This is a genomic window from Serratia sp. ME47, assembly GCF_903970925.1.
In the GTDB taxonomy this organism is placed as follows: Bacteria; Pseudomonadota; Gammaproteobacteria; order Enterobacterales; family Enterobacteriaceae; genus Serratia; species Serratia ureilytica.
The window spans coordinates 57,649-79,668 of the sequence record NZ_CAJCKE010000016.1 but is presented as its reverse complement, the minus strand read 5'-3'; the positions used below and the strand labels follow the sequence as shown (position 1 = coordinate 79,668).

Sequence of the window (22,020 nt, the reverse complement as noted above, 5' to 3'; positions counted from 1 at the left end):
AGTATGGCTGAATGGGTAAACGGCAAGGTTACGCAGGTAAAACAATGGACCGACGGGCTGTTCAGCCTGGTGGTCAATGCCCCCATCGATCCTTTCACAGCCGGGCAATTCGCCAAGCTGGCGCTGGAGATCGACGGTGAACGGGTGCAGCGCGCCTACTCCTACGTCAATGCCCCCGATGACGCCAACCTGGAGTTCTATCTGGTCACGGTGCCGGAAGGCAAACTGAGCCCGCGCCTCAATCAGCTGCGGCCGGGATCGGACCTGATGGTGACCAAAGAAGCCGCCGGCTTCTTCGTGCTGGACGAGGTGCCCGACTGCGACACGCTGTGGATGCTGGCGACCGGCACCGCCATTGGCCCCTATTTATCGATTCTGCAGCAAGGCGCCGGCCTCGAGCGCTTTAACAACCTGGTGCTGGTGCACGCCGCGCGTTTTGCGCGCGACCTGAGCTACCTGCCGCTGATGCAGCAACTGCAGCAACGCTACAACGGCAAGCTGCGCATCCAGACCGTCGTCAGCCGTGAAGAGACGCCCGGCTCACTGACCGGCCGCGTGCCGGCGCTGATCGAGGACGGCCGACTGGAAGCGGCGATCGGCTTGACCATCGACGCCGAAACCAGCCACGTGATGCTGTGCGGCAACCCGCAAATGGTGCGAGATACGCAGCAAACGCTGAAAGACCAACGCCAGATGCGCAAGCACCTGCGCCGCAAGCCGGGCCATATCACCAGCGAACACTACTGGTAACCCGGCGGGGATCAGCGGAACTTCACCGGTTCGGCTTCCGGGCCGAACCGATTGTCTCCCGGCGTGCCGACGAAGGCGCCCAAATCGATCATCATCATCACGATAATCAGCGTCGGAATGAAACGCCCGACGCCCCATTGCCAGATCGGTGCCAGCATCTGCCAGTTCCCCGCCGCCAGCATCCACGCCAGGATCAGCAGCAGCGCCCACCAGCCGGCCTTGTTGCGATCGTGCAGGCGCTTGACCAGCACCGCCGCCGTCGGCCACAGCAGCGCCACGATAAAGAAAGCGATGGATTGGATGGCGATCAGCTGATAGTTGGCCAGCGTAAACGCCGCCGCCATCAGCACCAGCCACAGCCCCATCCAGATCCAGAAGTCGCGCCGCCCGATGCGGCCCTTAAAAGAAAAACACCACTGTTGTAACGTCATCGATTCCTGCGCTCTAAGCCTGCCCATATTCTGCGCCGCAGTGTAACATAGGCGCTGCCGGGCCGAGTTTTCCGCCTCGCATAACGCGGCGCGCCGCACAGCTTTCTCGTCAGCGAACCGATAATGGCGTGGGATCTTTGACAAGGCCTGCGGGTTATCGCTTTAATCGGAGCCATCTTTGTCCTTGATGCCATACGCCATGCTGAGAAAAACCCTCGCCATCGCCTGCCTGCTGCAGGCCGCCGCCAGCGCCTGGGCCGAACCGCCCGCCGCCGAAGCGAAACCGACCGCGCCTTACCTGCTGGCCGGCGCGCCGACGTTCGACCTGACGGTGATTAAATTCCGTGAAAAGTACAACCGCGATAACCCGAAGCTGCCGATTGGCGAATTCCGCGCCATTCCCGCCGCCGAAGACGATTCGCCGCTGCTGACGCGCGCCGCCAGTAAACTCAACGAAAACCTGTACGCCTCCACCGCACTGGAGAAAGGTACCGGTAAAATCAAAACGTTGCAGATCACACATCTGCCGCTGCAGCAGGCCAATGAAGAAAAAGCCGCGCGCGCCATCGCCATCAACTACATGGCGGCGCTGATGCGTCAGTTCGAACCGGCGCTGACGGTGGAACAGAGTCAGAACAAGGTGAACAGCCTGCTGGAAAAAGGCAAAGGATCGCGTTTTTACCAACAGCAGGTCGGCGCCATTCGCTATGTCGTCTCGGACAACGGCGATAAAGGGGTCACCTTCGCGGTTGAACCGATTAAGCTGGCGCTTTCCGAGCCGTAACGGCGCGGCATTTAATGACGAAAAGCAAAGCCTTCGCGCTTAATGATCTCTATACTGTTGGGCAGGTAAACTGCCGGTCCGGCAGTTGTCATTTCGACTCTCGCGTTCCCTAGTTGGAGGAAAAAACATGCGTCATCCATTAGTTATGGGTAACTGGAAGCTTAACGGCAGCACCCACATGGTCAACGAACTGATCGCCGGTCTGCGCAGTGAGCTGAGCAGCGTTGACGGCTGTGGCGTCGCCATCGCCCCGCCGGTGATGTATCTGGATCAGGCCAAGCACGCGCTGGCCGGCAGCCGCATCGCGCTGGGCGCGCAGAACGTGGACGTTAACCTGTCCGGCGCCTTCACCGGTGAAGTTTCCGCCAACATGCTGAAAGACGTCGGCGCTCAGTACATCATCATCGGCCACTCCGAGCGTCGCACCTACCACAAAGAAAGCGACGAAGTGATCGCCGAGAAATTCGCCGTGCTGAAAGAAGCCGGTCTGATCCCGGTGCTGTGCATCGGTGAAACCGAAGCGGAAAACGCAGCGGGCAAAACCGAAGAAGTGTGCGCGCGCCAGATCGACGCCGTACTGAAAACGCTGGGCGCACCGGCGATGAAAGGCACCGTGATCGCCTATGAGCCGGTCTGGGCCATCGGTACCGGCAAATCCGCCACCCCTGCGCAAGCGCAGGCCGTGCACAAATTTATCCGCGATCACATCGCCAAACACGATGCCGCGGTCGCCGCTGAAATCATCATCCAGTACGGCGGTTCGGTGAACGACAAGAACGCCGCAGAGCTGTTCTCCCAGCCGGATATCGACGGCGCGCTGGTGGGCGGCGCCTCGCTGAAAGCCGACGCTTTCGCCGTGATCGTCAAGGCCGCTGCCGCAGCGAAAAAAGCCTGATTGTCTTAGGCTTGTCATAAAAAAACCCCGGCTTGCCGGGGTTTTTTATTGCCGCTCGAACGGGATCAGCGTTTGCTTATCTCGTCGAAGACGCCGCCGGTGGCGAAATGCACCTTCTGCGCTTCGGTCCAACCGCCGAAGGTGTCATCCACGGTGAACAGCTTCAGCTGCGGGAACTGGCCGGCGAACTTGGCCGCCACCGCCGCATCGCGCGGGCGATAATAGTGCTGCGCCGCGATAGTCTGCCCTTCCGGCGAATACAGATACTTCAGGTAGGCGGTCGCCACGTCGCGGGTGCCGCGTTTATCGACCACCTTATCCACCACCGACACCGTCGGTTCGGCCAGAATCGATTCGCTCGGGGTGATTATCTCGAACTTGTCTTTGCCCAGCTCTTTCTCCGCCAGCAGCGCTTCGTTTTCCCAGGCGATCAGCACGTCGCCGATGCCGCGCTCAACGAAGGTGTTGGTCGAGCCGCGCGCGCCGGAATCCAGCACTTCTACGTTCTTGTACAGGTCTTTGACGAACGCCTGCGCCTTGGCCTTATCGTTGTTGTTGTGATGCAACGCGTAGCCCCAGGCGGCGAGGTAGTTCCAGCGGGCGCCGCCGGAGGTTTTCGGATTCGGGGTGATCACCGACACGCCCGGCTTGATCAAGTCAGGCCAGTCATGAATTTGTTTCGGGTTGCCTTTGCGCACCAGGAAGACGATGGTCGACGTGTAAGGCGCCGAGTTGTCCGGCAGGCGTTTTATCCAGTCTTTCTCAATGCGCCCGCGTTCAGCGATGGCGTCGACGTCATAGGCCAACGCCAGCGTCACCACGTCGGCCTCGATGCCGTTGATCACCGAAGTCGCCTGTTTGCCGGAGCCGCCGTGCGACTGACGCACCGTCACCTTGTCGCCGGTTTCCGCCTGGTAATGCTTGCTGAATGCCGTGTTGTAAGCCTGATAGAACTCACGCGTCGGATCGTATGACACGTTCAGCAACTGAATATCCTTCGCCATGGCGCCGGACGCCAACAGCACCAATGTCAGACCTACACCCCATTTACGCATCGACAGGCTCTCCCAGAAAATTAACGCAACCTCAATCGGTTGATTTAGCATCAGAGCCTGCCAGAAACTTTCCCGGCAATTAAAGAATAAAAAAGTTTGGGATAGATGATTCTGGAATATGTCACCGGCGAGCATAAAAAAGCCCCCGCAAGCGGAGGCTTTCAGCGCGCGGTGAGCGGCGAATCAGTACAGCTTTTTCGCCGTTTCCAGCCAGTCGCCCTTGAACGGACGCTTCATGTTTTCGATCGCGTCGATGATGTCGTGATGCACCATCTTTTCGTTCTGGATACCGACGCAGCGGCCGCCGTAACCCTGCAGCAGCAGTTCGATGGCGTAGGCGCCCATGCGCGAGGCCAGGATGCGGTCATAGGCGACCGGTGAACCGCCGCGTTGAATGTGGCCCAGCACGGTAGCGCGGGTTTCACGCTTGGTTTCCTGCTCGATGTGGCGCGCCAGCTCATCGATATCGCAGATGTGCTCGGTGATCGCTACGATGGCGTGCTTTTTGCCCTTGGCGATACCGGCCTTGATTTCGCACACCAGATCTTCGCGATTGAATTCGATTTCAGGCAGCACGATGAATTCGCAGCCGCCGGCAATCGCCGCCGCCAGCGTCAGATCGCCGCAGTAACGGCCCATCACTTCCACGATAGAGATGCGCTGGTGCGACGAGGAGGTATCGCGCAGGCGGTCGATCGCTTCCACCACGGTTTCCAGCGCGGTGAAGTAACCGATGGTGTAGTCGGTACCGGCGACATCGTTATCGATGGTGCCTGGCAGGCCGATGCACGGGAAGCCTTCTTCCGTCAGGCGTTTGGCGCCCATGTAGGAACCGTCGCCGCCGATCACCACCAGCGCGTCGATACCGCGATTCTTCAGGTTTTCAATCGCCTTGGCGCGCACGTTTTCATCCCTGAATTCCGGGAAGCGGGCAGAGCCGAGGAAGGTGCCGCCGCGATTGATCATGTCGGACACGCTATAGCGGTCCAGCTGCTCCATGCGATCTTCGTACAAGCCAAGGTAGCCATCGTAAATACCAAAAACTTCCAGACCTTCTGAAAGCGCAGAACGCACAACGCCGCGGATTGCAGCGTTCATACCCGGCGAATCACCGCCGCTCGTCAGTACACCGATTTTCTTGATCATGACTACCTCTGAACTGTGTAGATGCAATTTCTTAAGAATTCTGTCTCCGCCGATCGTCTTGAAACCTCTCCGGCTGCAGAAAACCAGCTTTACGGCTTATTGCTGGATATTATATCAAAAACACCCAGCTGAATTGATTCAAGTCACGCAATATAACGGTTAAAACACCGCATGGCACGCTGAGCTAACTCAGATATTCATGATAATACGTTGCGCTATGCCTCTATATGATTATAGCTCCCAATGCCCCTGCCTACCCGGCGGCACCACGGAGCACGGATCCAGGTGAATGATGACGTCCGCCCCCGCAAAACGTTGCCGCAGGGCTTGTTCCACCTGATCGGCCAACCGGTGCGCCTCGCGCAGCGGCAGCGTGTCCTCCATCTCCAGATGCAGCTGGATGAAACGCGTCGGCCCCGACTGACGCGTGCGCAGATCGTGTGCGCCTTTCACGCCGGGCCAGGAGGAAACCACGGCGATAATCGCCTGGCGCTCGTCATCCGGCAACGCCCGATCCAACAGCGACTGCACCGCTTCATAGCCCATGCGCAACGCGCTATAGAGGATGTAAACGCCGATGCCCAGCGCGAACAACGCATCCGCCCGTTGGAAGCCGTACCAGCTTAGCCCAAGAGCGATAAGAATAGCACCATTCATCATGACATCTGACTGATAATGCAGCATATCTGCGCGTACGGCCTGACTGCGCGTTTTTCTGACCACCCAGCGTTGATAGGTGACCAGAATCAGCGTGCTGACCAACGCGATCACCGTCACCACGACCCCGACGCCGGGATCGCGCAGCGCTTGCGGCGCATACAGGTGCTGGAAGCCGGTGAGGAACAAAAACAGGGCGGAGCCGGAAATAAACATGCTTTGCGCCAGCGCCGCCAGCGATTCCGCTTTGCCGTGGCCGAAGGTGTGCTCGGCATCGGCCGGCTGCAGCGAATAGCGCACCACCAGAAGGTTGGTCAGCGAGGCGGCGATATCGACCAACGAATCCACCAGCGCCGCCAACAGGCTGACCGAACCGGTGTGGTACCAGGCGACGATTTTAATCAACAGCAGCGACGACGCCAGCGCGGTTGCGGCCAACGCGGCGGACTTTACCAGGCGTGCATAGCGCTGTTCCATAAGGGGCCCCGGCCAAAAGGTGTGGCGCTCAATATAGCGAAATGTCGGATAAAAAAAACCCCGCCATCATGGCGGGGAAGACAGGGATGGTGTCTATGGCAAGGAAAAACAGGGGACTACTCAGTCGTACTTCACTTCTGGGCAGAAGCTTGCTGCAAACCAGAAATTTGTTGCTCCATCTGCTGCATGCGCTGCTGATGTTTCTGGTCTAAAACACTTTTTTGCTCTGGCGTCAGCAGGTTATACATTTGGTTGCGCACCCGGGCCATTTCGACCTGGCGCTTGACCTGCTGTTGGGCCATCTTTTCCGCCTGGGCGTACACGGCGGCTTCGTCAAATTTCTCTGCGGTCACCAGTTTATGCATGGCTTCCATTTCAGCTACATTGACACCAGGCAGATCGTGCCGGGCCTGGCGCATCAAATCGCGCATTTGCTGGCGCTGCTGTTCGCTGAGGCTGACACCGTCGAACATATGGTGCTGGCCGGGTATTCGGGTCATCGCGTCGTTGCCGGGAGGTTGGGCTGTGTCCGGTATAGTGTCGGCAGCGAAGGCAGCGGTCGAACCAATTGCCAGCAGTGATGCCATAACTAATGCGGTCACCTTACGCATTTCAACTCCTCAAGCTTTCTCACTTTGCGAATCAACGAGGAGCAGTGTACCGCCACACCTGAAAACCTGCGTCAGTGCATGTAAAACTACGTAAAGTCATGGAATGGCAACAGTTGATGACGTATTTTGCGTCTGGAGGTAAATCATAATGAACAAGATTCTGTTAGTTGACGACGACCGCGAGTTGACCTCGCTGTTAAAAGAACTGCTTGAAATGGAAGGTTTTAATATCGTCGTCGCGCACGATGGCGAGCAGGCGTTGTCGCTGCTGGACAGCTCCGTCGATCTGCTGCTGCTCGACATCATGATGCCGAAGAAAAACGGCATCGATACGCTGAAAGAACTGCGCCAACATCACCAGACGCCGGTCATCATGCTGACCGCGCGCGGCAGCGAGCTGGACCGCGTGCTGGGCCTGGAGCTGGGCGCCGATGATTACCTGCCGAAACCCTTCAACGATCGCGAGCTGGTCGCGCGCATTCGCGCCATTCTGCGCCGTTCCAACTGGAGCGAACAGCAGCAACAGGTCGACAGCGGCGCCCCGACGCTGGATGTCGATGGCCTGCAGCTGAACCCCGGCCGCCAGGAGGCCAGCTTCGACGGCCAGGTGCTGGATCTGACCGGCACCGAGTTCACCCTGCTGTATCTGCTGGCGCAGCATCTCGGCCAGGTGGTGTCGCGCGAACTGCTGAGCCAGGAAGTGCTGGGCAAACGCCTGACTCCGTTCGATCGCGCTATCGACATGCACATCTCCAACCTGCGGCGTAAGCTGCCGGATCGCAAAGACGGGCATCCGTGGTTCAAAACCCTGCGCGGGCGTGGTTATTTGATGGTATCTGCAACATGATCAACAGTTTGACGGCACGCATCTTCGCCATTTTCTGGTTCACGTTAGCCCTGGTGCTAATGCTGGTGCTGATGGTGCCCAAGCTCGACTCCCGCCAAATGACCTCGCTGCTCGACAGCGAGCAGCGGCAGGGGTTGATGCTGGAACAGCACGTCGAGGCCGAGCTGCAAAACGATCCGGCCAACGATCTGATGTGGTGGCGCCGCCTGTTCCGCGCCATCGACAAATGGGCGCCGCCGGGCCAACGCCTGCTGCTGGTCACCAGCGAAGGCCGGGTGATCGGCGCGCAGCGCAACGAAATGCAGATCGTCCGCAACTTCATCGGCCAATCCGATAACTCGGATCATCCGAAGAAGAAAAAATACGGCCGCGTCGAGCTGGTCGGGCCGTTCGCGGTGCGCGACGGCGAAGACAACTACCAGCTGTACCTGATCCGTCCCGCCAACAGCCCGCAATCCGATTTCATCAACCTGATGTTCGACCGGCCGCTGCTGCTGCTGATCGTCACCATGCTGATCAGCGCCCCGCTGCTGCTGTGGCTGGCCTGGAGCCTGGCGAAGCCGGCGCGCAAGCTGAAGAACGCCGCCGATGACGTGGCGCGCGGCAACCTGAAGCAGCATCCGGAGCTGGAGGCCGGTCCGCAGGAGTTCCTGGCCACCGGCGCCAGCTTCAACCAAATGGTCAGCGCGCTGGAGCGCATGATGAACGCGCAGCAGCGGCTGATCTCGGACATCTCGCACGAGCTGCGCACGCCGCTGACTCGCCTGCAGTTGGCCACCGCGCTGATGCGCCGCCGCCACGGCGAAGGCCACGAACTGGCGCGCATCGAAACCGAAGCGCAGCGGCTGGATTCGATGATCAACGATCTGCTGGCGCTGTCGCGCGGGCAGCAGAAGGGCGAGCTGGCGCGCGAGCAGTTGAAGGCCAACGAACTGTGGGCCGACGTGCTGGACAACGCCCGTTTCGAAGCGGAACAGATGGGCAAGCAGTTGGAGATCGCTGCGCCGCCCGGCCCGTGGACGCTGTTCGGCAACGCGAGCGCGCTGGACAGCGCGTTGGAAAACATCGTGCGCAACGCCCTGCGTTATTCGCACACCCGCATCGCCGTGGCGTTCAGCGCCGACAATCAGGGCGTGACCATCCAGGTTGACGACGACGGCCCCGGCGTCAGCGCCGAAGATCGCGAGCAGATTTTCCGCCCGTTCTACCGCACCGATGAGGCGCGCGACCGTGAGTCCGGCGGCACCGGCCTTGGTCTGGCGATCGTCGAGGCGGCGGTCAATCAGCATCGCGGCTGGGTGAAGGCCGAAGACAGCCCGCTTGGCGGTCTGCGGCTGGTGCTGTGGCTGCCGCTGCATCATCAACGCCTATCGTCTAAGACAGAACAGTAAGAGTTTGCTATCCTGCGCCCCTCGTTCACGAGGGGCCTGCAACATGCTGAACATCGTTTTATTTGAACCCGAGATTCCACCCAATACCGGCAATATCATCCGCCTGTGCGCCAATACCGGCTTTAATCTGCATCTGATCGAACCGCTGGGTTTTCCGTGGGACGACAAGCGTCTGCGCCGCGCCGGGCTGGATTACCATGAGTTCACCCGCGTCCACCGTCATGCCGACTACGCCGCTTTTCTCGCCGCCGAGGATCCGCAACGGCTGTTTGCTCTCACGACCAAAGGCATGCCGGCGCACAGCGCCGTCAGCTATCAGGCTGGCGACTACCTGCTGTTCGGCCCGGAAACGCGCGGGTTGCCCGCCGACATCCTCGATGCGCTGCCCGCGCAGCAAAAAATCCGCATCCCGATGCAGGCGCAAAGCCGCAGCATGAACCTGTCGAATGCCGTCGCGGTGGTGGTTTATGAAGCCTGGCGGCAGCTGGACTATGCCGGCGCGCTGATCAAGGCGTAATCCGCAACGACGCGCCATACTGAAGGAGGCATCGTTGCGATGCTCTCTCCAGGAACGGCACATGGCTTTCGTCGAGGATATTGTCACCCCGCTTCGCCGGCTCGAGTCGGCGCTGAACGAGGCGCTACAGCGGCTGCAACAGGCGCCGGACAGCGAAGCGCTGCACGATTTGCGCGTCAGTCTGCGCCGTATCCGCAGCCTGCTGCGCCCGTTGCACGGTTGCCCCGGCGCAACGCGGCTCGATCGGGCCGCCGCCCAGTTGGGCAGGCTCACGACGCCGCTGCGCGATCTCGAGGTGCTGATCGCCGAACTGGCGCACCATCATCTGGATTGGCAGGCCAACGTGCGCCAGAGCGATTTTCAGGCCCGCTGCCGCCAACTGCTCGCCAACCCGCAGCTCATCCGCTTCCCTTCGCTATTGCACGCCTGGCCGCACCGCTTTCGCCGCACCGCGCAACGCGCCGCCAAACACCGTGTGAACCGACGCCTGCAGCGCCAGCAGCGGCAATTGCGCCGGGCGTTGGCTGATACCGGCTACGATCGCCACCGTCTGCGGCTGCTGGTTAAACGCCTGCGTTACGCGGCCGAAGCCTACCCGCAACGCCTTCCCCTTTCTCCCGCCGCGATAGCGAGCCTGAAAGCGGCGCAAAATGCCCTCGGTGATTGGCACGACCGGGAGGTTTGGTGCCTGCAAGCCGAACATCAGGCGGATCTCTGGCCATTGTTGCCACAGTGGCAAGCTGAGCTACGCCTGACGCTGGCCAGAGCGGATGCCTCACTCGCCGCCTTATCACCGGCGCTGGCGACAAAAACCGGCGGCGCATCACGATCCTGAAAAAAGGCCGCGACAGGGCACGCCCGGCCCCGAAAATGCCCGCTACGCCGCAGATAATGCGCTATGTTTTGTAAGGGTAATCACCACTCATCATAGGAAACCACATGAAAAAACAACGCTTGAGCGTTGCCATGGCCGTTCTGGCAGCGGGCCTGTTGCTGGCGGGCTGTTCGTCCAAAGTCACCCAAACGTCGCAATATTCGGGCTTCTTGTCCGATTACAGCAAACTGCAGGAAACCACCTCGCCCAGCGGTCATAAAACGCTGCGCTGGGTAGATCCGAGTTACAAGGAATCCAACTATCGCGGCATCTATTTCCAACCGGTGGTCTATTTCCCGGCGGAGAAACCCACGGCGCGCGTCAGCCAGGACACGTTGAACAAGATTAAGGCCTACGCGACCCAGCGGATCAAAACCGCGCTGCAGAACCGCTTTACCATTCTGCCAAGCCCGGCGGGCTCGCGCGTGCTGGTGGCCAAACTCGCCATCACCGCCGTTTCGGCCGAAAACGAAGACATGAAGTTCTATGAGGTGGTGCCGGTCGCTGCGGTGGTTGCCAGCACCATGGCGGCTACCGGGCACCGGACGCAAAATACCGCGCTGTATATCGAAGGCGAGTTGATCGACCAGGATACCGGTAAAACGGTGATGGAAGTGGTGCGCAAGGCCTACGGTAAAACTGTCAACAACGACAGCACGCCGGTCACGGCGGATGACGTCAAGGCGGCGATCGACGATATCGTTACCGATATCACCCAGTTCCCGAAACAGGGCTGACCGCCGCTTGAAAAACACAGGGGGAGCCGAAGCTCCCCCTGAATGGACCCGCAGGCACGGCTTAGATGCCGTCGCCGTACTCGAATCCGTGGTTGGTGCCGTTGAAGTATTGATCCATATCCATCGACGGCGTATCGCTCTCCGGGCGCCCGACGATGCGCGCCGGTACGCCGGCGGCGGTGGTGTGCGGCGGCACCGCCTGCAAGACCACCGAGCCCGCGCCAATCTTGGCGCCCTTGCCCACTTCGATATTGCCGAGAATTTTGGCGCCGGCGCCAATCATCACCCCTTCGCGAATTTTCGGGTGACGGTCGCCGCTGGTTTTACCGGTACCGCCCAGGGTGACCGACTGCAGAATAGAAACGTTGTTTTCCACCACCGCCGTTTCACCAATCACGATGCCGGTGGCGTGGTCGAGCATGATGCCGCAGCCGATGGTCGCCGCCGGGTGGATGTCTACGCCGAAGGCGACGGAAATTTGATTTTGCAGGTAGATCGCCAGCGCTTGCCGCCCTTGCTGCCACAGCCAGTGGCCGATGCGGTAAGCCTGCAGCGCGTGGAACCCTTTCAGGTAAAGCAGCGGCGTGGAGTATTTATCGACCGCCGGGTCGCGCAGCCGCACCGCGAGAATATCGCGCGCCGCCGAAACGATCATCTGATTGTCGGACTTGTAGGCCTCTTCCACCACCTCGCGCACCGCGATGGCGGGCATGATCGGCGTCGCCAGCTTGTTGGCCAACATATAGCTGAGCGCGCTGCCCAGGTTCTCATGCTTGAGCAACGTCGCATGGAAAAAGCTGGCCAGCATCGGTTCACAATCAGCCAGTGCTCGCGCTTCTGATTTAATGCTGTTCCAGACCTGTTCCAACTCTTCTGACGACATCACATACCCCTTTGCCTTGCCAAACGGGCCGCTTCACACGGTGGCGCGGAGCGGCCCAGGTCATTTGCGGGGTCAGCATTCCGCTGCCCCGACATATCGTTTTATGTCACGCGCTGGGCTTTTCGTCCTTTCGGGCTCGCCCCAGCAGGCTCAGCGCCGCTTCGCGGGCGTCCTTGTTGCAGTAAAGCACCTGATAGATCTGTTCGGTGATCGGCATTTCCACGCCGTGCCGCTGCGCCAACGCCAACACCTCTTTGGTATTGCGATAGCCCTCGACCACCTGACCGATGCTGTCCTGCGCTTCCTGCACGCCTTTGCCCTGCCCCAGCATAATGCCGAAGCGGCGGTTGCGCGACTGGTTGTCCGTGCAGGTTAGCACCAGATCTCCCAGCCCCGCCATGCCCATGAACGTCGAAGGGTCGGCGCCCAGCGCAGAACCCAGACGGCTCATTTCCGCCAGCCCGCGCGTAATCAACGCGGTGCGGGCGTTGGCGCCGAAACCGATGCCGTCGGACATGCCGGCGCCGATGGCGATCACGTTCTTCACCGCGCCGCCAAGCTGAACGCCAATGAAGTCGGGATTGCTGTAGACGCGGAAGCTCTTGCCGCAGTGCAGCAGCTGTTGCAGATCGTCGGCGAACTGCGCATCGGTCGCCGCCAGCGCAATCGCCGTCGGCAGGCCGGCGGCCAGCTCTTTGGCGAACGTCGGCCCGGAGAGCACCGCCAGCGGGATCGCCTCGCCCAACGCCTCACGCGCCACGTCCTGCAGCAACCGGCCGGTTTCAGCCTCCAGCCCCTTGGTGGCCCACACGATGCGGGCGTCAGGGCGCAGATGCGGCTTCAGCTGGCGCAACACGTCGCCGAACACATGGCTCGGCACCACCACCAGCACGTCGCGGCTGGCAGCCAGCGCACGCGCCAAATCGGCTTCAAGCAGCAGGGTATCGGGGAAAGGAACGTCGGGCAGAAACGCCTGATTGCAGCGATCGCGCTGCAACGTTTGAATTTGCGCGGGGTTATGCCCCCACAACACCACGGTGTGGCCGTTACGCGCCAGCGTGATGGCCAATGCGGTGCCGTACGAGCCGGCACCGATGACAGTCATTGAAGCATTGACGGTGTTCATCAGGCATCCTGATGTGGTGCGGCACCTTCGCCTTCCGCCTGCTGCTGCAGATAGTTCATGAACAGCGCGTCAAAGTTGACCGGTGCCAGGTTCAGCTGCGGGAATGTGCCGCGGGAAACCAGGCTGGTGATGCACTCGCGCGCATACGGGAACAAGATGTTCGGGCAGTATGCGCCCAGGCAATGCGCCAGCTGCGTGCCTTCGATGCCTGCTACCGAGAAGATGCCCGCCTGTTGCACTTCGCACAGGAACGCCGTCTCTTCGCCCAGGGTCGCCGTCACGGTTACGCGCAGTACCACTTCATACACTTCGTCAGCCAGTTGGCTGGACGCGGTATCCAGATCAAGTTTAACTTCCGGCTGCCATTCCTGCTGGAAAACCTGCGGCGCGTTCGGCGCTTCGAAGGAGATGTCCTTGGTATAAATACGTTGGATCTGGAAAGCCATTTCAGTGCTGTTTTGTTCTGACATGTGAGTAATACCCTTGGTTAAACGTCCTTATTGACACTCGGTGAACCGGCAAGCTGCTTAAAGCAGCGGATCCAGGCCGCCGCGAGCATCGAGTTCATATAAATCATCACAGCCGCCGATATGCCGGCCGTCGATGAAAATCTGCGGCACGGTGGTGCGCCCGCTGCGCTCGATCATCACTTCGCGCTTGGCGCTATCGCCGTCGATGGCGATCTCGTTAAACGCCGCGCCCTTGCTGTTCAACAGCGCCTTGGCGCGATGGCAGAACGGGCAAGTCGCTTTGGTGTAGATATCAATGTTAGCCATGGATTGCCACCTCAAATAGGTTTAACGGTTACTTGCCGCGCACCAGCGGCAGGTTTTCTCCGCTCCAGCCGGCGATGCCGTCTTTCAGCATCGTTACCTTTTCAAAACCGGCCTTGCTCAGGTTCTCCGCCGGTTCGCGGGAGGCGGTGCCGTTGGCGCACACGACGATGATCGGCTGCGCTTTGTGTTTTTCCAGCTCGCCCAGGCTGCCGCTTTTGATTTCGCTGGCGGTCAGGTTGATGGCGCTGGCCAGGTGACCACGGCGAAAATCGTCGCGGCTGCGGGTGTCAACCACCACGGCATCTTCTTTGTTGATCAGGCGGATAGCTTCACCGCGAGCGATCTCTTTGACCTTGGAGAAACGGCTTTTGAAGGTCATGACGATCACGGCGACCAGCAGAGCGATCCAAGCCAGGCTCAGAATAGGGTGTCTGCTTACGAATGGCATAATTTCTTGCAGCATGGGGTGTAACAACTCCCGTCAGTTAAGGGATAAATAAGTCAAGGTTCCAGAGTATACCTGCCGAGTGCGGCAAATACAGCCAATAAGCAAGCGCGATTGTAGAAACTGCGGGCTGCGCTGAGAAATTCCCGAGGTCAGAGCATAAAAGCCCGCGCGATTCGCCGCAACCTTGATCTCTTTGGGCTATTTATCGCCGGCGGCGGTGTAAAATCAGCCGGTTTTTCGAGGGCGAACAGCCATGCTTCCGGCGGGCGCATGGCTATTCGCAGCTTAAAAAGTTCATAAGAGGTCAATGCAATGTCGAGCAACAAAAAACCGATGGTACTGGTGATCCTGGACGGTTACGGCCACCGTGAAGAGCGGCAGGACAACGCGATCCTGAACGCCGGCACCCCGGTGATGGATCGCCTGTGGCGGGAGCAGCCGCATACGCTGATCGCCGCTTCAGGGCTGGATGTCGGCCTGCCCGACGGCCAAATGGGCAACTCCGAAGTCGGCCACGTCAACCTGGGCGCCGGGCGCATCGTATACCAGGATCTGACCCGGCTGGACAAAGCGATCGCCGACGGCGACTTCTTCGCCAATCCGGTCCTGACCGCCGCCGTCGATAAGGCCGTGGCGGCCGGCAAAGCGGTGCATATCATGGGCCTGCTGTCGCCGGGCGGCGTGCACAGCCACGACGAGCACATCCTGGCCATGATTAAACTGGCCGCCCGGCGCGGCGCCAAAGCCGTCTATCTGCATGCCTTCCTCGACGGACGCGACACGCCGCCGCGCAGCGCCGAAGCCCCGTTGCAGCGCTGCCGCGAGGCCTTCGCCACGCTGGGCGTCGGGCGCATCGCTTCACTCATTGGGCGCTACTACGCCATGGATCGCGACAACCGTTGGGATCGCGTGCAGCTGGCCTATGACCTGCTGACCGCGGCCAAAGGCGACTACGTGGCCGACGATGCGGTAGCCGGTTTGCAGGCCGCCTACCAGCGCGGTGAAAACGACGAGTTCGTCAAACCGACCGTCATTCGCGCCGCCGGCGAGGCCGATGCCGCGATGCAGGACGGCGATGCGTTGATCTTCATGAACTTCCGCGCTGACCGCGCGCGCCAGATCACCCGCGCCTTCGTGAACGCGGATTTCGACGGTTTCCCACGCGCCAAACAGGTGCAGTTCGGCGATTTCGTGATGCTGACCGAGTACGCCGCCGACATCGACACCGCCTGCGCCTATCCGCCGGCGTCGCTGGCCAACACCTTCGGCGAATGGCTGATGAAGCACGACAAAACCCAGCTGCGCATCTCGGAAACCGAAAAATACGCCCACGTCACCTTCTTCTATAACGGCGGCGTGGAAGCGCCGTTCAAAGGGGAAGACCGCGTGCTGGTCAATTCGCCGAAGGTCGCCACCTACGATCTGCAGCCTGAGATGAGCGCCGCCGAACTGACCGACAAACTGTTGACCGCCATCCGCAGCGGCAAATACGACGCCATTATCTGCAACTACCCGAACGGCGACATGGTGGGGCATACCGGCGTGTATGAAGCGGCGGTCAAAGCGGTGGAAACGCTGGACGCCTGCATCGCCCAGGTGGTTGACGCGGTGCGCGACGTCGACGGTCAGTTGCTGATCACCGCCGATCACGGCAACGCCGAGCAGATGCGCGATCCGGCCACCGGCCAGGCGCATACCGCCCACACCAGCCTGCCGGTGCCGCTGATTTACGTCGGCAAACCGGCGCAGGCGGTCGAAGGCGGCAAGCTTTCGGACATCGCGCCAACCCTGTTAACGCTCATGGGAATGGAAATCCCGCAAGAGATGACTGGTAAGCCGCTGTTCATCGTGGAATAATCCTTCTCCATGAGGGAGAAGGCGTTTTTTGCACTATCAAGGGTAACCCGAAGCGCAAACGCAGGCAGCCGGCCGCTGCCTGAACGCACCGCGCCAAGGACGTTCACCGCCATGTGCGCCAGCGTATTTTGCGCTGGCGTCTTGCTGTTGCCGCTCGCCGGCCAGGCGGCGGAAGACAATAAATCCCAGCTGAAAGACATTCAGCAGAGCATCGCCGAGAAAGAAAAAGCGGTGAAGCAGCAGCAACAGCAGCGCAGCTCGCTGCAGGATCAGCTGCGGCAGCAGGAAAAAACCATCGCCCAGGCCAGCCGCCAGTTGCGCGACACCCAGGGCACGCTCACCCAGTTGGGCAAGGACATTTCCGGCCTGAACGCCTCGATCGCCAAGCTGCAAAAGCAGCAATCGACCCAGCAAAACCTCCTCGCCAAACAGCTTGACGCCGCCTTCCGGCAAGGGCAGCACAGCGCCGTGCAGCTGATCCTCAGCGGTGAAGAAAGCCAGCGCAGCGAACGTATTCTGGCCTATTTCGGTTATCTGAACGAAGCGCGCCAGAAAACCATCGAAGAGCTGAAACAGACCCGCGCCGAGCTGGCGAAGCAAAAAACCACGCTGGTGGCCAAACAGGGCCAGCAAAAATCCTTACTGAGCGAACAACAGACGCAGCAGCAGAAGTTGGAGCAGGCGCGCGGCGCCCGCAAGAAAACGCTGACCGCGCTGGAAGCCTCGCTGGAAAAAGACCAACAACGCCTGGTGGAACTGCGCCAAAACGAAGCCCGCATGCGCGACAAGATCGCCCGGGCGGAGCGCGAAGCCCGTGCGCGCGCCGAACGCGAAGCGCGTGAAGCGGCCAAGGTGCGCGAACAGGTGCGCATCAAGGAACAGCAGGCGAAGAAAACCGGCACCACCTACAAACCTAGCGAAGCCGATCGCTCGCTGATGGCGCGAACCGGCGGCCTCGGCCGTCCGGCCGGCCAGCTGATGTGGCCGGTGCGCGGCCGCACGCTGCACGGCTTTGGCGAGCAGCAGCAGGGCGAGCTACGCTGGAAAGGCATGGTGATCGAAGCCCGCGAAGGCAGCGAAGTGAAAGCCGTCGCCGATGGCCGCGTGCTGCTGGCCGACTGGCTGCAAGGCTATGGCCTGATGGTGGTGGTCGAACACGGTAAAGGCGACATGAGCGTGTACGGCTATAACCAAAGCGCGTTGGTCAACGTCGGGGCGCAGGTGCGCGCCGGCCAGCCGATCGCTCTGGTCGGCACCAGCGGCGGCCAGGGAACGCCGTCGCTCTATTTCGAAATCCGTCGTCAGGGACAGGCGGTTAACCCACTGCCGTGGTTGGGAAGATAGATTTGCGCTATGTCAAAACCCGTACAGCTCTGTTAATGGGCTGTCTGCTGCAGGCTTACGCTGCGCAGGCAGGAAAACTCTCCATCGTCATCGATGACGTGGGCTACCGCCCCCACGAAGAAAACGCGGTGCTGCAAATGCCGACGGCGATCTCGGTCGCAGTCTTGCCCAACGCGCCGCACGCCCGCCTGATGGCCACCCGCGCCCACAGCCAGGGCCGCGAAGTGCTGATCCACATGCCGATGGCGCCGCTCAGCAAGCAGCCGCTGGAGCGCGATACCCTGCAGCCCGCCATGAGCAGCGACGAGATCCAGCGCATCATCCGCAACGCGGTGAACAACGTGCCTTACGCGGTCGGCATGAACAACCACATGGGCAGCGCCATGACCTCCAGCCTGCCGGGCATGCAGAAAGTGATGCAGGCGCTCGAAAGCTACCGTCTGTACTTCCTCGACAGCATGACCATCGGCAACAGCCAGGCGACCCGCGCCGCGGCCGGCACCGGCGTGAAGGTGATCAAACGCAAGGTGTTCCTCGACGATACCGCGAACGAAGCCGATATCCGCCGTCAGTTCAACCGCGCGGTTGAACTGGCGCGGCGCAACGGTTCCGCCATCGCCATCGGCCACCCGCGCCCGGCAACGGTGAAAGTGCTGCAGCAGATGCTGCCGTCGCTGCCCGCCGATATCGTGCTGGTCAAACCGAGCGCGCTGCTGAACGAATCGCAGGGCAACGGTGGCGGCAGCTACGTCCCGCCGCCATTCAAACCGCAAAAACCGCAGCCGAAGAACCCGTTCAGCGGCGGCATCAAACAGTGCAAGGTCAAACCGCCGAAGGAAAAAACCAACGCCGGCACCGCGCTGGGCGTTATCGCCGACAGCATTGCCACCTCGCCGCCGGTGACCTTCATCAAGCGTCATTGGCAGCACTGGACGCAAACCAAACCGCAAGCATAAAAAAAGGGCCGGAATTCCGGCCCTTTTCACGCCTGCCGAGATCAATCCCAGCTCAGCACCACTTTGCCCGACTTGCCGGAGCGCATGGCGTCGAAGCCCTGCTGGAACTCGTCGATCGAGAAACGGTGGGTGATGATCGGGGTCAAATCCAGACCGGACTGGATCAGCGCCGCCATCTTGTACCAGGTCTCAAACATTTCGCGGCCGTAAATCCCTTTGATAAACAGCCCTTTGAAAATCACCTGGTTCCAGTCGATCGACATATCCGAAGGCGGAATGCCCAGCATGGCGATGCGCCCGCCGTGGTTCATGGCGTTCAGCAGCGTGCGGAACGCCGGCGGCGCGCCGGACATTTCCAGACCGACGTCGAATCCTTCGGTCATGCCCAGCTCGGCCATCACGTCGTTGAGGTTTTCCTTGCTGACGTTCACCGCGCGGGTCACGCCCATCTTGCGCGCCAGTTCCAGACGATATTCGTTAACGTCGGTGATCACCACATGACGGGCGCCGACGTGCTTGCAAACCGCCGCCGCCATGATGCCGATCGGGCCGGCGCCGGACACCAGCACGTCTTCCCCGACCAGATCGAACGACAGCGCAGTATGCACCGCGTTGCCGAACGGATCGAAGATCGAAGCCAGTTCGTCGGAGATGTTATCCGGGATCTTGAAGGCGTTGAACGCCGGGATCACCAGATATTCCGCGAAGCTGCCCGGACGGTTCACACCCACGCCGATGGTGTTGCGGCACAGGTGCGTGCGGCCGCCGCGGCAGTTGCGGCAGTGGCCGCAGGTGATGTGGCCTTCGCCGGACACGCGATCGCCGATGCTGAAGCCTTTGACTTCCTGACCGATCGCCACCACTTCGCCCACGTATTCATGGCCGACCACCATCGGAACCGGAATGGTTTTTTGCGACCACTCGTCCCAGTTGTAGATATGCACATCGGTGCCGCAGATCGCGGTTTTGCGGATTTTGATCATGATGTCGTTGTGGCCCAGCTCCGGCTGAGGCACGTCGGTCATCCAAATCCCTTCTTCCGCTTTCAGTTTTGACAGTGCTTTCATGGTTTTACCTTATGCAATAACGCCAAGATCCTTACCGATACGTGTAAACGCCGCCACTGCGCGTTCGATTTGCTCCGGGGTGTGGTCGGCGGACATCTGGGTGCGGATGCGCGCCTGGCCTTTCGGCACCACCGGATAGAAGAAACCGGTCACATAGATGCCTTCCTTGAGCAACGCATTGGCGAATTCCTGCGCCAGCTTCGCCTCCCCCAGCATGACCGGGATGATGGCGTGATCGGCGCCGGCCAGGGTGAAGCCGGCGGCGGTCATTTTTTCGCGGAACAGACGCGCGTTGGCCCACAGGCGATCGCGCAACGCATCGCCCTCTTCCAACAGTTCCAGCACTTTGATCGACGCGGCGACGATCGCCGGCGCCAGCGAGTTGGAGAACAGGTACGGGCGCGAACGCTGGCGCAGCCACTCCACCACTTCTTTCTTGGCGGCGGTGTAGCCGCCGGACGCGCCGCCCAGCGCCTTACCTAACGTACCGGTAATGATATCGACGCGGCCCATCACTTCGCAGTATTCATGGGTGCCGCGCCCGTTGGCGCCGACAAAGCCCACCGCGTGGGAGTCATCCACCATCACCAGCGCCTGATACTCGTCCGCCAGATCGCAAACCCCTTTCAGGTTGGCGATCACGCCGTCCATCGAGAACACGCCGTCGGTGGCGATCAGAATGTGGCGCGCGCCGTCGGCTTTGGCCTGTTTCAGCTGCGCGGCCAGCTCGGCCATGTCGTTATTGGCGTAGCGATAGCGCTTGGCCTTGCACAGCCGCACGCCGTCGATGATCGACGCATGGTTCAACGCATCGGAGATAATGGCGTCTTCCGGGCCGAGCAGGGTTTCGAACAGCCCGCCGTTGGCGTCGAAGCAAGAGGAGTACAGGATCGCATCTTCCATGCCCAAAAAGGCCGCCAGTTTCTGTTCGAGCTGCTTGTGGCTGTCCTGGGTGCCGCAGATGAAGCGCACCGACGCCATGCCGAAACCGTGGCTGTCCATCCCCGATTTGGCGGCGGCGATCAGCGCCGGATGGTTGGCCAGGCCCAGGTAGTTATTGGCGCAGAAGTTGATCACATGGCTGCCGTCAGCGACGGCGATGTCCGCCTGTTGCGCGGAGGTAATGATGCGTTCTTCCTTGAACAGCCCTTCACTGCGCGTGGCGGCAAGCTGTTGTTCCAACTGCTGATAAAAAGACGCTGACATTCGGTTATCTCCAGGATTGGGCTAATTGCGGCATATTTTACTGATTTGTAACCAAACTGACGAGAATGCGCGGGAGAGAATATTAAAATTGCAGCAGATATCACGGCAAACGGCGGACTTCAATGGCAATGCGGGATATTCGGAGCCCTTCCGCTGTTTGCCGCGGCATGAAATGCTATGATAACCGCCATTGAGCGTGGGGCATTGTGCCCCACCAGGCAGCTTAGCAGGGGTAACCCAATGATTATCGTTACTGGCGGCGCCGGCATGATCGGCAGCAACATCATTAAGGCACTGAACGACAAGGGATATCGCGATATCCTGGTGGTGGACAACCTGAAAGACGGCACCAAGTTCGTCAACCTGGTCGATCTGGACATCGCCGACTATATCGATAAAGAAGACTTTATCGCCAGCATCGTGGCCGGCGACGATCTGGGCGAGATCGAAGCGGTGTTCCACGAAGGCGCCTGCTCTGCGACCACCGAGTGGGACGGCAAGTACATGATGGACAACAACTATCAGTACTCCAAAGACCTGCTGCACTACTGCCTGGATCGCGAGATTCCGTTCCTGTACGCCTCCTCCGCCGCCACTTACGGCGGCCGCGAAGAGTTTATCGAAGAGCGTCAGTATGAAGCGCCGCTCAACGTGTACGGCTATTCCAAATTCCTGTTCGATCAGTACGTGCGTGAGATCCTGCCGGAAGCGGACTCGCAGATCTGCGGCTTCCGCTACTTCAACGTTTACGGCCCGCGTGAAGGCCACAAAGGCAGCATGGCCAGCGTCGCCTTCCACCTGAACACCCAGATCAACCGCGGCGAAAACCCGAAACTGTTCGCCGGCAGCGAAAACTTCAAGCGTGACTTCATCTACGTCGGCGACGTGGCGGCGGTCAACCTGTGGTTCTGGGAAACCGGCAAATCCGGCATCTTCAACTGCGGCACCGGCCGGGCGGAAACCTTCCAGGCGGTGGCTGACGCGGTGGTGGACTTCCATCAGCAAGGCGCGGTGGAATACATCGAGTTCCCGGAGAAGCTGAAGGGCCGCTATCAGGCGTACACCCAGGCCGATCTGACCAAGCTGCGCGCCGCCGGCTACGACGCACCGTTCAAAACGGTCGCCGAAGGCGTGAAAGAGTACATGGCCTGGTTGAACCGCACCGCATAAGCTGAAGGAATTAAC

Annotated in this window: 24 protein-coding genes; 12 read left to right on the top strand and 12 right to left on the bottom strand. The window is 60.5% G+C overall.

All coding sequences use genetic code 11. From position 1 onward, the window contains the following. Window positions 1-3: 3 nt before the first annotated feature. On the top strand, window positions 4-750 hold the full coding sequence (fpr, locus tag H7A77_RS16445; RefSeq protein ID WP_033652210.1) for a ferredoxin--NADP(+) reductase: 747 nt from the start codon (window positions 4-6) through the stop codon (window positions 748-750). A gap of 11 nt (window positions 751-761) precedes the next feature. Here fpr and H7A77_RS16440 read toward each other — a convergent pair whose 3' ends face one another. Then, window positions 762-1,181 carry a DUF805 domain-containing protein gene (locus tag H7A77_RS16440; RefSeq protein ID WP_016929710.1) on the bottom strand — a complete coding sequence of 140 codons (420 nt, stop codon included), beginning with the start codon at window positions 1,179-1,181 and terminating at the stop codon, window positions 762-764. Between the two features lie 199 nt (window positions 1,182-1,380). On the opposite strand from H7A77_RS16440, the gene H7A77_RS16435 reads away from it, so the two are divergent. Together H7A77_RS16435 and tpiA are read left to right on the top strand one after the other, a co-directional pair. Beyond that, window positions 1,381-1,965, top strand: coding sequence for a DUF1454 family protein (locus H7A77_RS16435; protein WP_033645207.1), 585 nt, complete (start codon window positions 1,381-1,383; stop codon window positions 1,963-1,965). Between the two features lie 127 nt (window positions 1,966-2,092). Further along, the gene (gene tpiA / locus H7A77_RS16430) at window positions 2,093-2,860 is read left to right on the top strand and encodes a triose-phosphate isomerase (protein WP_033652212.1); all 768 of its coding nucleotides are present in this window, start codon (window positions 2,093-2,095) and stop codon (window positions 2,858-2,860) included. Between the two features lie 65 nt (window positions 2,861-2,925). Here tpiA and H7A77_RS16425 read toward each other — a convergent pair whose 3' ends face one another. The 4 genes from H7A77_RS16425 to cpxP form a co-directional block, all read right to left on the bottom strand. After that, entirely contained in the window at window positions 2,926-3,915 is a 990-nt protein-coding gene (locus tag H7A77_RS16425; RefSeq protein WP_033645235.1) for a sulfate ABC transporter substrate-binding protein, read from the bottom strand. Window positions 3,916-4,098: 183 nt separating this feature from the next. After that, window positions 4,099-5,061 (bottom strand): 6-phosphofructokinase, encoded by a 963-nt coding sequence (gene pfkA / locus H7A77_RS16420; protein WP_004931116.1) that lies wholly within the window; start codon window positions 5,059-5,061, stop codon window positions 4,099-4,101. Window positions 5,062-5,292: 231 nt separating this feature from the next. Further along, a complete protein-coding gene (gene fieF / locus H7A77_RS16415; RefSeq protein ID WP_072626428.1) occupies window positions 5,293-6,195 on the bottom strand; it encodes a CDF family cation-efflux transporter FieF in 903 nt (300 codons plus the stop codon). Window positions 6,196-6,326: 131 nt separating this feature from the next. Then, window positions 6,327-6,806 (bottom strand): cell-envelope stress modulator CpxP, encoded by a 480-nt coding sequence (gene cpxP, locus H7A77_RS16410; protein WP_004931122.1) that lies wholly within the window; start codon window positions 6,804-6,806, stop codon window positions 6,327-6,329. A 148-nt stretch (window positions 6,807-6,954) separates the two neighbouring features. On the opposite strand from cpxP, the gene cpxR reads away from it, so the two are divergent. The 5 genes from cpxR to H7A77_RS16385 all read left to right on the top strand — a co-directional run bounded on the left by cpxR (window position 6,955) and on the right by H7A77_RS16385 (window position 11,172). Continuing rightward, the gene (gene cpxR, locus H7A77_RS16405; RefSeq protein WP_004931124.1) at window positions 6,955-7,653 is read left to right on the top strand and encodes an envelope stress response regulator transcription factor CpxR; all 699 of its coding nucleotides are present in this window, start codon (window positions 6,955-6,957) and stop codon (window positions 7,651-7,653) included. Continuing rightward, the gene (gene cpxA / locus H7A77_RS16400) at window positions 7,650-9,044 is read left to right on the top strand and encodes an envelope stress sensor histidine kinase CpxA (protein ID WP_015379421.1); all 1,395 of its coding nucleotides are present in this window, start codon (window positions 7,650-7,652) and stop codon (window positions 9,042-9,044) included. The genes cpxR and cpxA overlap by 4 nt, the downstream gene beginning before the upstream one ends. Window positions 9,045-9,087: 43 nt before the next feature. Continuing rightward, window positions 9,088-9,561, top strand: coding sequence for a tRNA (uridine(34)/cytosine(34)/5-carboxymethylaminomethyluridine(34)-2'-O)-methyltransferase TrmL (gene trmL, locus H7A77_RS16395; protein WP_182074419.1), 474 nt, complete (start codon window positions 9,088-9,090; stop codon window positions 9,559-9,561). Window positions 9,562-9,622: 61 nt separating this feature from the next. Further along, complete coding sequence (locus H7A77_RS16390; RefSeq protein WP_182074418.1) at window positions 9,623-10,396, top strand: CHAD domain-containing protein; 774 nt, start codon at window positions 9,623-9,625, stop codon at window positions 10,394-10,396. Window positions 10,397-10,500: 104 nt separating this feature from the next. Then, window positions 10,501-11,172 carry a DUF3313 domain-containing protein gene (locus tag H7A77_RS16385; RefSeq protein ID WP_033645203.1) on the top strand — a complete coding sequence of 224 codons (672 nt, stop codon included), beginning with the start codon at window positions 10,501-10,503 and terminating at the stop codon, window positions 11,170-11,172. Between the two features lie 61 nt (window positions 11,173-11,233). On the opposite strand, the gene cysE is transcribed toward H7A77_RS16385, so the two are convergent. The 5 genes from cysE to H7A77_RS16360 all read right to left on the bottom strand — a co-directional run bounded on the left by cysE (window position 11,234) and on the right by H7A77_RS16360 (window position 14,420). Next, window positions 11,234-12,055, bottom strand: a complete 822-nt coding sequence (cysE, locus tag H7A77_RS16380) for a serine O-acetyltransferase (protein WP_025304676.1) — start codon at window positions 12,053-12,055, stop codon at window positions 11,234-11,236. A 106-nt stretch (window positions 12,056-12,161) separates the two neighbouring features. After that, entirely contained in the window at window positions 12,162-13,181 is a 1,020-nt protein-coding gene (gene gpsA / locus H7A77_RS16375) for an NAD(P)H-dependent glycerol-3-phosphate dehydrogenase (protein ID WP_033652244.1), read from the bottom strand. Then, window positions 13,181-13,651: a protein-export chaperone SecB gene (gene secB, locus H7A77_RS16370; protein ID WP_004931139.1), complete on the bottom strand. Its 471-nt coding sequence runs from the start codon at window positions 13,649-13,651 to the stop codon at window positions 13,181-13,183. The genes gpsA and secB overlap by 1 nt, the downstream gene beginning before the upstream one ends. Window positions 13,652-13,708: 57 nt before the next feature. Further along, window positions 13,709-13,957, bottom strand: coding sequence for a glutaredoxin 3 (gene grxC, locus H7A77_RS16365; protein ID WP_019452217.1), 249 nt, complete (start codon window positions 13,955-13,957; stop codon window positions 13,709-13,711). A 28-nt stretch (window positions 13,958-13,985) separates the two neighbouring features. Continuing rightward, window positions 13,986-14,420: a rhodanese-like domain-containing protein gene (locus H7A77_RS16360; RefSeq protein WP_033645201.1), complete on the bottom strand. Its 435-nt coding sequence runs from the start codon at window positions 14,418-14,420 to the stop codon at window positions 13,986-13,988. Window positions 14,421-14,717: 297 nt separating this feature from the next. Here H7A77_RS16360 and gpmM point away from each other — a divergent pair, with 297 nt between their 5' ends. The 3 genes from gpmM to H7A77_RS16345 are packed head-to-tail and all read left to right on the top strand — an operon-like array spanning window position 14,718 to window position 18,562. Next, window positions 14,718-16,262, top strand: a complete 1,545-nt coding sequence (gene gpmM / locus H7A77_RS16355; protein WP_033645200.1) for a 2,3-bisphosphoglycerate-independent phosphoglycerate mutase — start codon at window positions 14,718-14,720, stop codon at window positions 16,260-16,262. Window positions 16,263-16,271: 9 nt separating this feature from the next. Beyond that, the gene (gene envC / locus H7A77_RS16350; protein ID WP_028128084.1) at window positions 16,272-17,606 is read left to right on the top strand and encodes a murein hydrolase activator EnvC; all 1,335 of its coding nucleotides are present in this window, start codon (window positions 16,272-16,274) and stop codon (window positions 17,604-17,606) included. A gap of 2 nt (window positions 17,607-17,608) precedes the next feature. Beyond that, window positions 17,609-18,562: a divergent polysaccharide deacetylase family protein gene (locus H7A77_RS16345; protein ID WP_147838902.1), complete on the top strand. Its 954-nt coding sequence runs from the start codon at window positions 17,609-17,611 to the stop codon at window positions 18,560-18,562. A gap of 41 nt (window positions 18,563-18,603) precedes the next feature. On the opposite strand, the gene tdh is transcribed toward H7A77_RS16345, so the two are convergent. Together tdh and kbl are read right to left on the bottom strand one after the other, a co-directional pair. Beyond that, on the bottom strand, window positions 18,604-19,629 hold the full coding sequence (gene tdh, locus H7A77_RS16340; protein WP_033645198.1) for an L-threonine 3-dehydrogenase: 1,026 nt from the start codon (window positions 19,627-19,629) through the stop codon (window positions 18,604-18,606). Window positions 19,630-19,638: 9 nt separating this feature from the next. Continuing rightward, complete coding sequence (gene kbl, locus H7A77_RS16335; RefSeq protein WP_033645197.1) at window positions 19,639-20,835, bottom strand: glycine C-acetyltransferase; 1,197 nt, start codon at window positions 20,833-20,835, stop codon at window positions 19,639-19,641. 240 nt (window positions 20,836-21,075) lie between these two features. Between kbl and rfaD the strand changes: the two genes are divergently transcribed. Continuing rightward, window positions 21,076-22,005 carry an ADP-glyceromanno-heptose 6-epimerase gene (rfaD, locus tag H7A77_RS16330; protein WP_033645196.1) on the top strand — a complete coding sequence of 310 codons (930 nt, stop codon included), beginning with the start codon at window positions 21,076-21,078 and terminating at the stop codon, window positions 22,003-22,005. Window positions 22,006-22,020: the final 15 nt, after the last annotated feature.

What these genes read in the sequence shown, in the direction of transcription:
- cysE (WP_025304676.1), bottom strand. Translation starts at nt 12,055, where the DNA reads ATGTCGTCAGAAGAGTTGGAACAGGTCTGGAACAGCATTAAATCAGAA.
- cpxA (WP_015379421.1), top strand. Translation starts at nt 7,650, where the DNA reads ATGATCAACAGTTTGACGGCACGCATCTTCGCCATTTTCTGGTTCACG.
- fpr (WP_033652210.1), top strand. Translation starts at nt 4, where the DNA reads ATGGCTGAATGGGTAAACGGCAAGGTTACGCAGGTAAAACAATGGACC.
- H7A77_RS16390 (WP_182074418.1), top strand. Translation starts at nt 9,623, where the DNA reads ATGGCTTTCGTCGAGGATATTGTCACCCCGCTTCGCCGGCTCGAGTCG.
- H7A77_RS16440 (WP_016929710.1), bottom strand. Translation starts at nt 1,181, where the DNA reads ATGACGTTACAACAGTGGTGTTTTTCTTTTAAGGGCCGCATCGGGCGG.
- fieF (WP_072626428.1), bottom strand. Translation starts at nt 6,195, where the DNA reads ATGGAACAGCGCTATGCACGCCTGGTAAAGTCCGCCGCGTTGGCCGCA.
- H7A77_RS16385 (WP_033645203.1), top strand. Translation starts at nt 10,501, where the DNA reads ATGAAAAAACAACGCTTGAGCGTTGCCATGGCCGTTCTGGCAGCGGGC.
- H7A77_RS16425 (WP_033645235.1), bottom strand. Translation starts at nt 3,915, where the DNA reads ATGCGTAAATGGGGTGTAGGTCTGACATTGGTGCTGTTGGCGTCCGGC.
- gpmM (WP_033645200.1), top strand. Translation starts at nt 14,718, where the DNA reads ATGTCGAGCAACAAAAAACCGATGGTACTGGTGATCCTGGACGGTTAC.
- grxC (WP_019452217.1), bottom strand. Translation starts at nt 13,957, where the DNA reads ATGGCTAACATTGATATCTACACCAAAGCGACTTGCCCGTTCTGCCAT.
- H7A77_RS16360 (WP_033645201.1), bottom strand. Translation starts at nt 14,420, where the DNA reads ATGCTGCAAGAAATTATGCCATTCGTAAGCAGACACCCTATTCTGAGC.
- H7A77_RS16435 (WP_033645207.1), top strand. Translation starts at nt 1,381, where the DNA reads ATGCTGAGAAAAACCCTCGCCATCGCCTGCCTGCTGCAGGCCGCCGCC.
- envC (WP_028128084.1), top strand. Translation starts at nt 16,272, where the DNA reads ATGAGGGAGAAGGCGTTTTTTGCACTATCAAGGGTAACCCGAAGCGCA.
- pfkA (WP_004931116.1), bottom strand. Translation starts at nt 5,061, where the DNA reads ATGATCAAGAAAATCGGTGTACTGACGAGCGGCGGTGATTCGCCGGGT.
- cpxR (WP_004931124.1), top strand. Translation starts at nt 6,955, where the DNA reads ATGAACAAGATTCTGTTAGTTGACGACGACCGCGAGTTGACCTCGCTG.
- kbl (WP_033645197.1), bottom strand. Translation starts at nt 20,835, where the DNA reads ATGTCAGCGTCTTTTTATCAGCAGTTGGAACAACAGCTTGCCGCCACG.
- trmL (WP_182074419.1), top strand. Translation starts at nt 9,088, where the DNA reads ATGCTGAACATCGTTTTATTTGAACCCGAGATTCCACCCAATACCGGC.
- rfaD (WP_033645196.1), top strand. Translation starts at nt 21,076, where the DNA reads ATGATTATCGTTACTGGCGGCGCCGGCATGATCGGCAGCAACATCATT.
- cpxP (WP_004931122.1), bottom strand. Translation starts at nt 6,806, where the DNA reads ATGCGTAAGGTGACCGCATTAGTTATGGCATCACTGCTGGCAATTGGT.
- tdh (WP_033645198.1), bottom strand. Translation starts at nt 19,629, where the DNA reads ATGAAAGCACTGTCAAAACTGAAAGCGGAAGAAGGGATTTGGATGACC.
- tpiA (WP_033652212.1), top strand. Translation starts at nt 2,093, where the DNA reads ATGCGTCATCCATTAGTTATGGGTAACTGGAAGCTTAACGGCAGCACC.
- secB (WP_004931139.1), bottom strand. Translation starts at nt 13,651, where the DNA reads ATGTCAGAACAAAACAGCACTGAAATGGCTTTCCAGATCCAACGTATT.
- gpsA (WP_033652244.1), bottom strand. Translation starts at nt 13,181, where the DNA reads ATGAACACCGTCAATGCTTCAATGACTGTCATCGGTGCCGGCTCGTAC.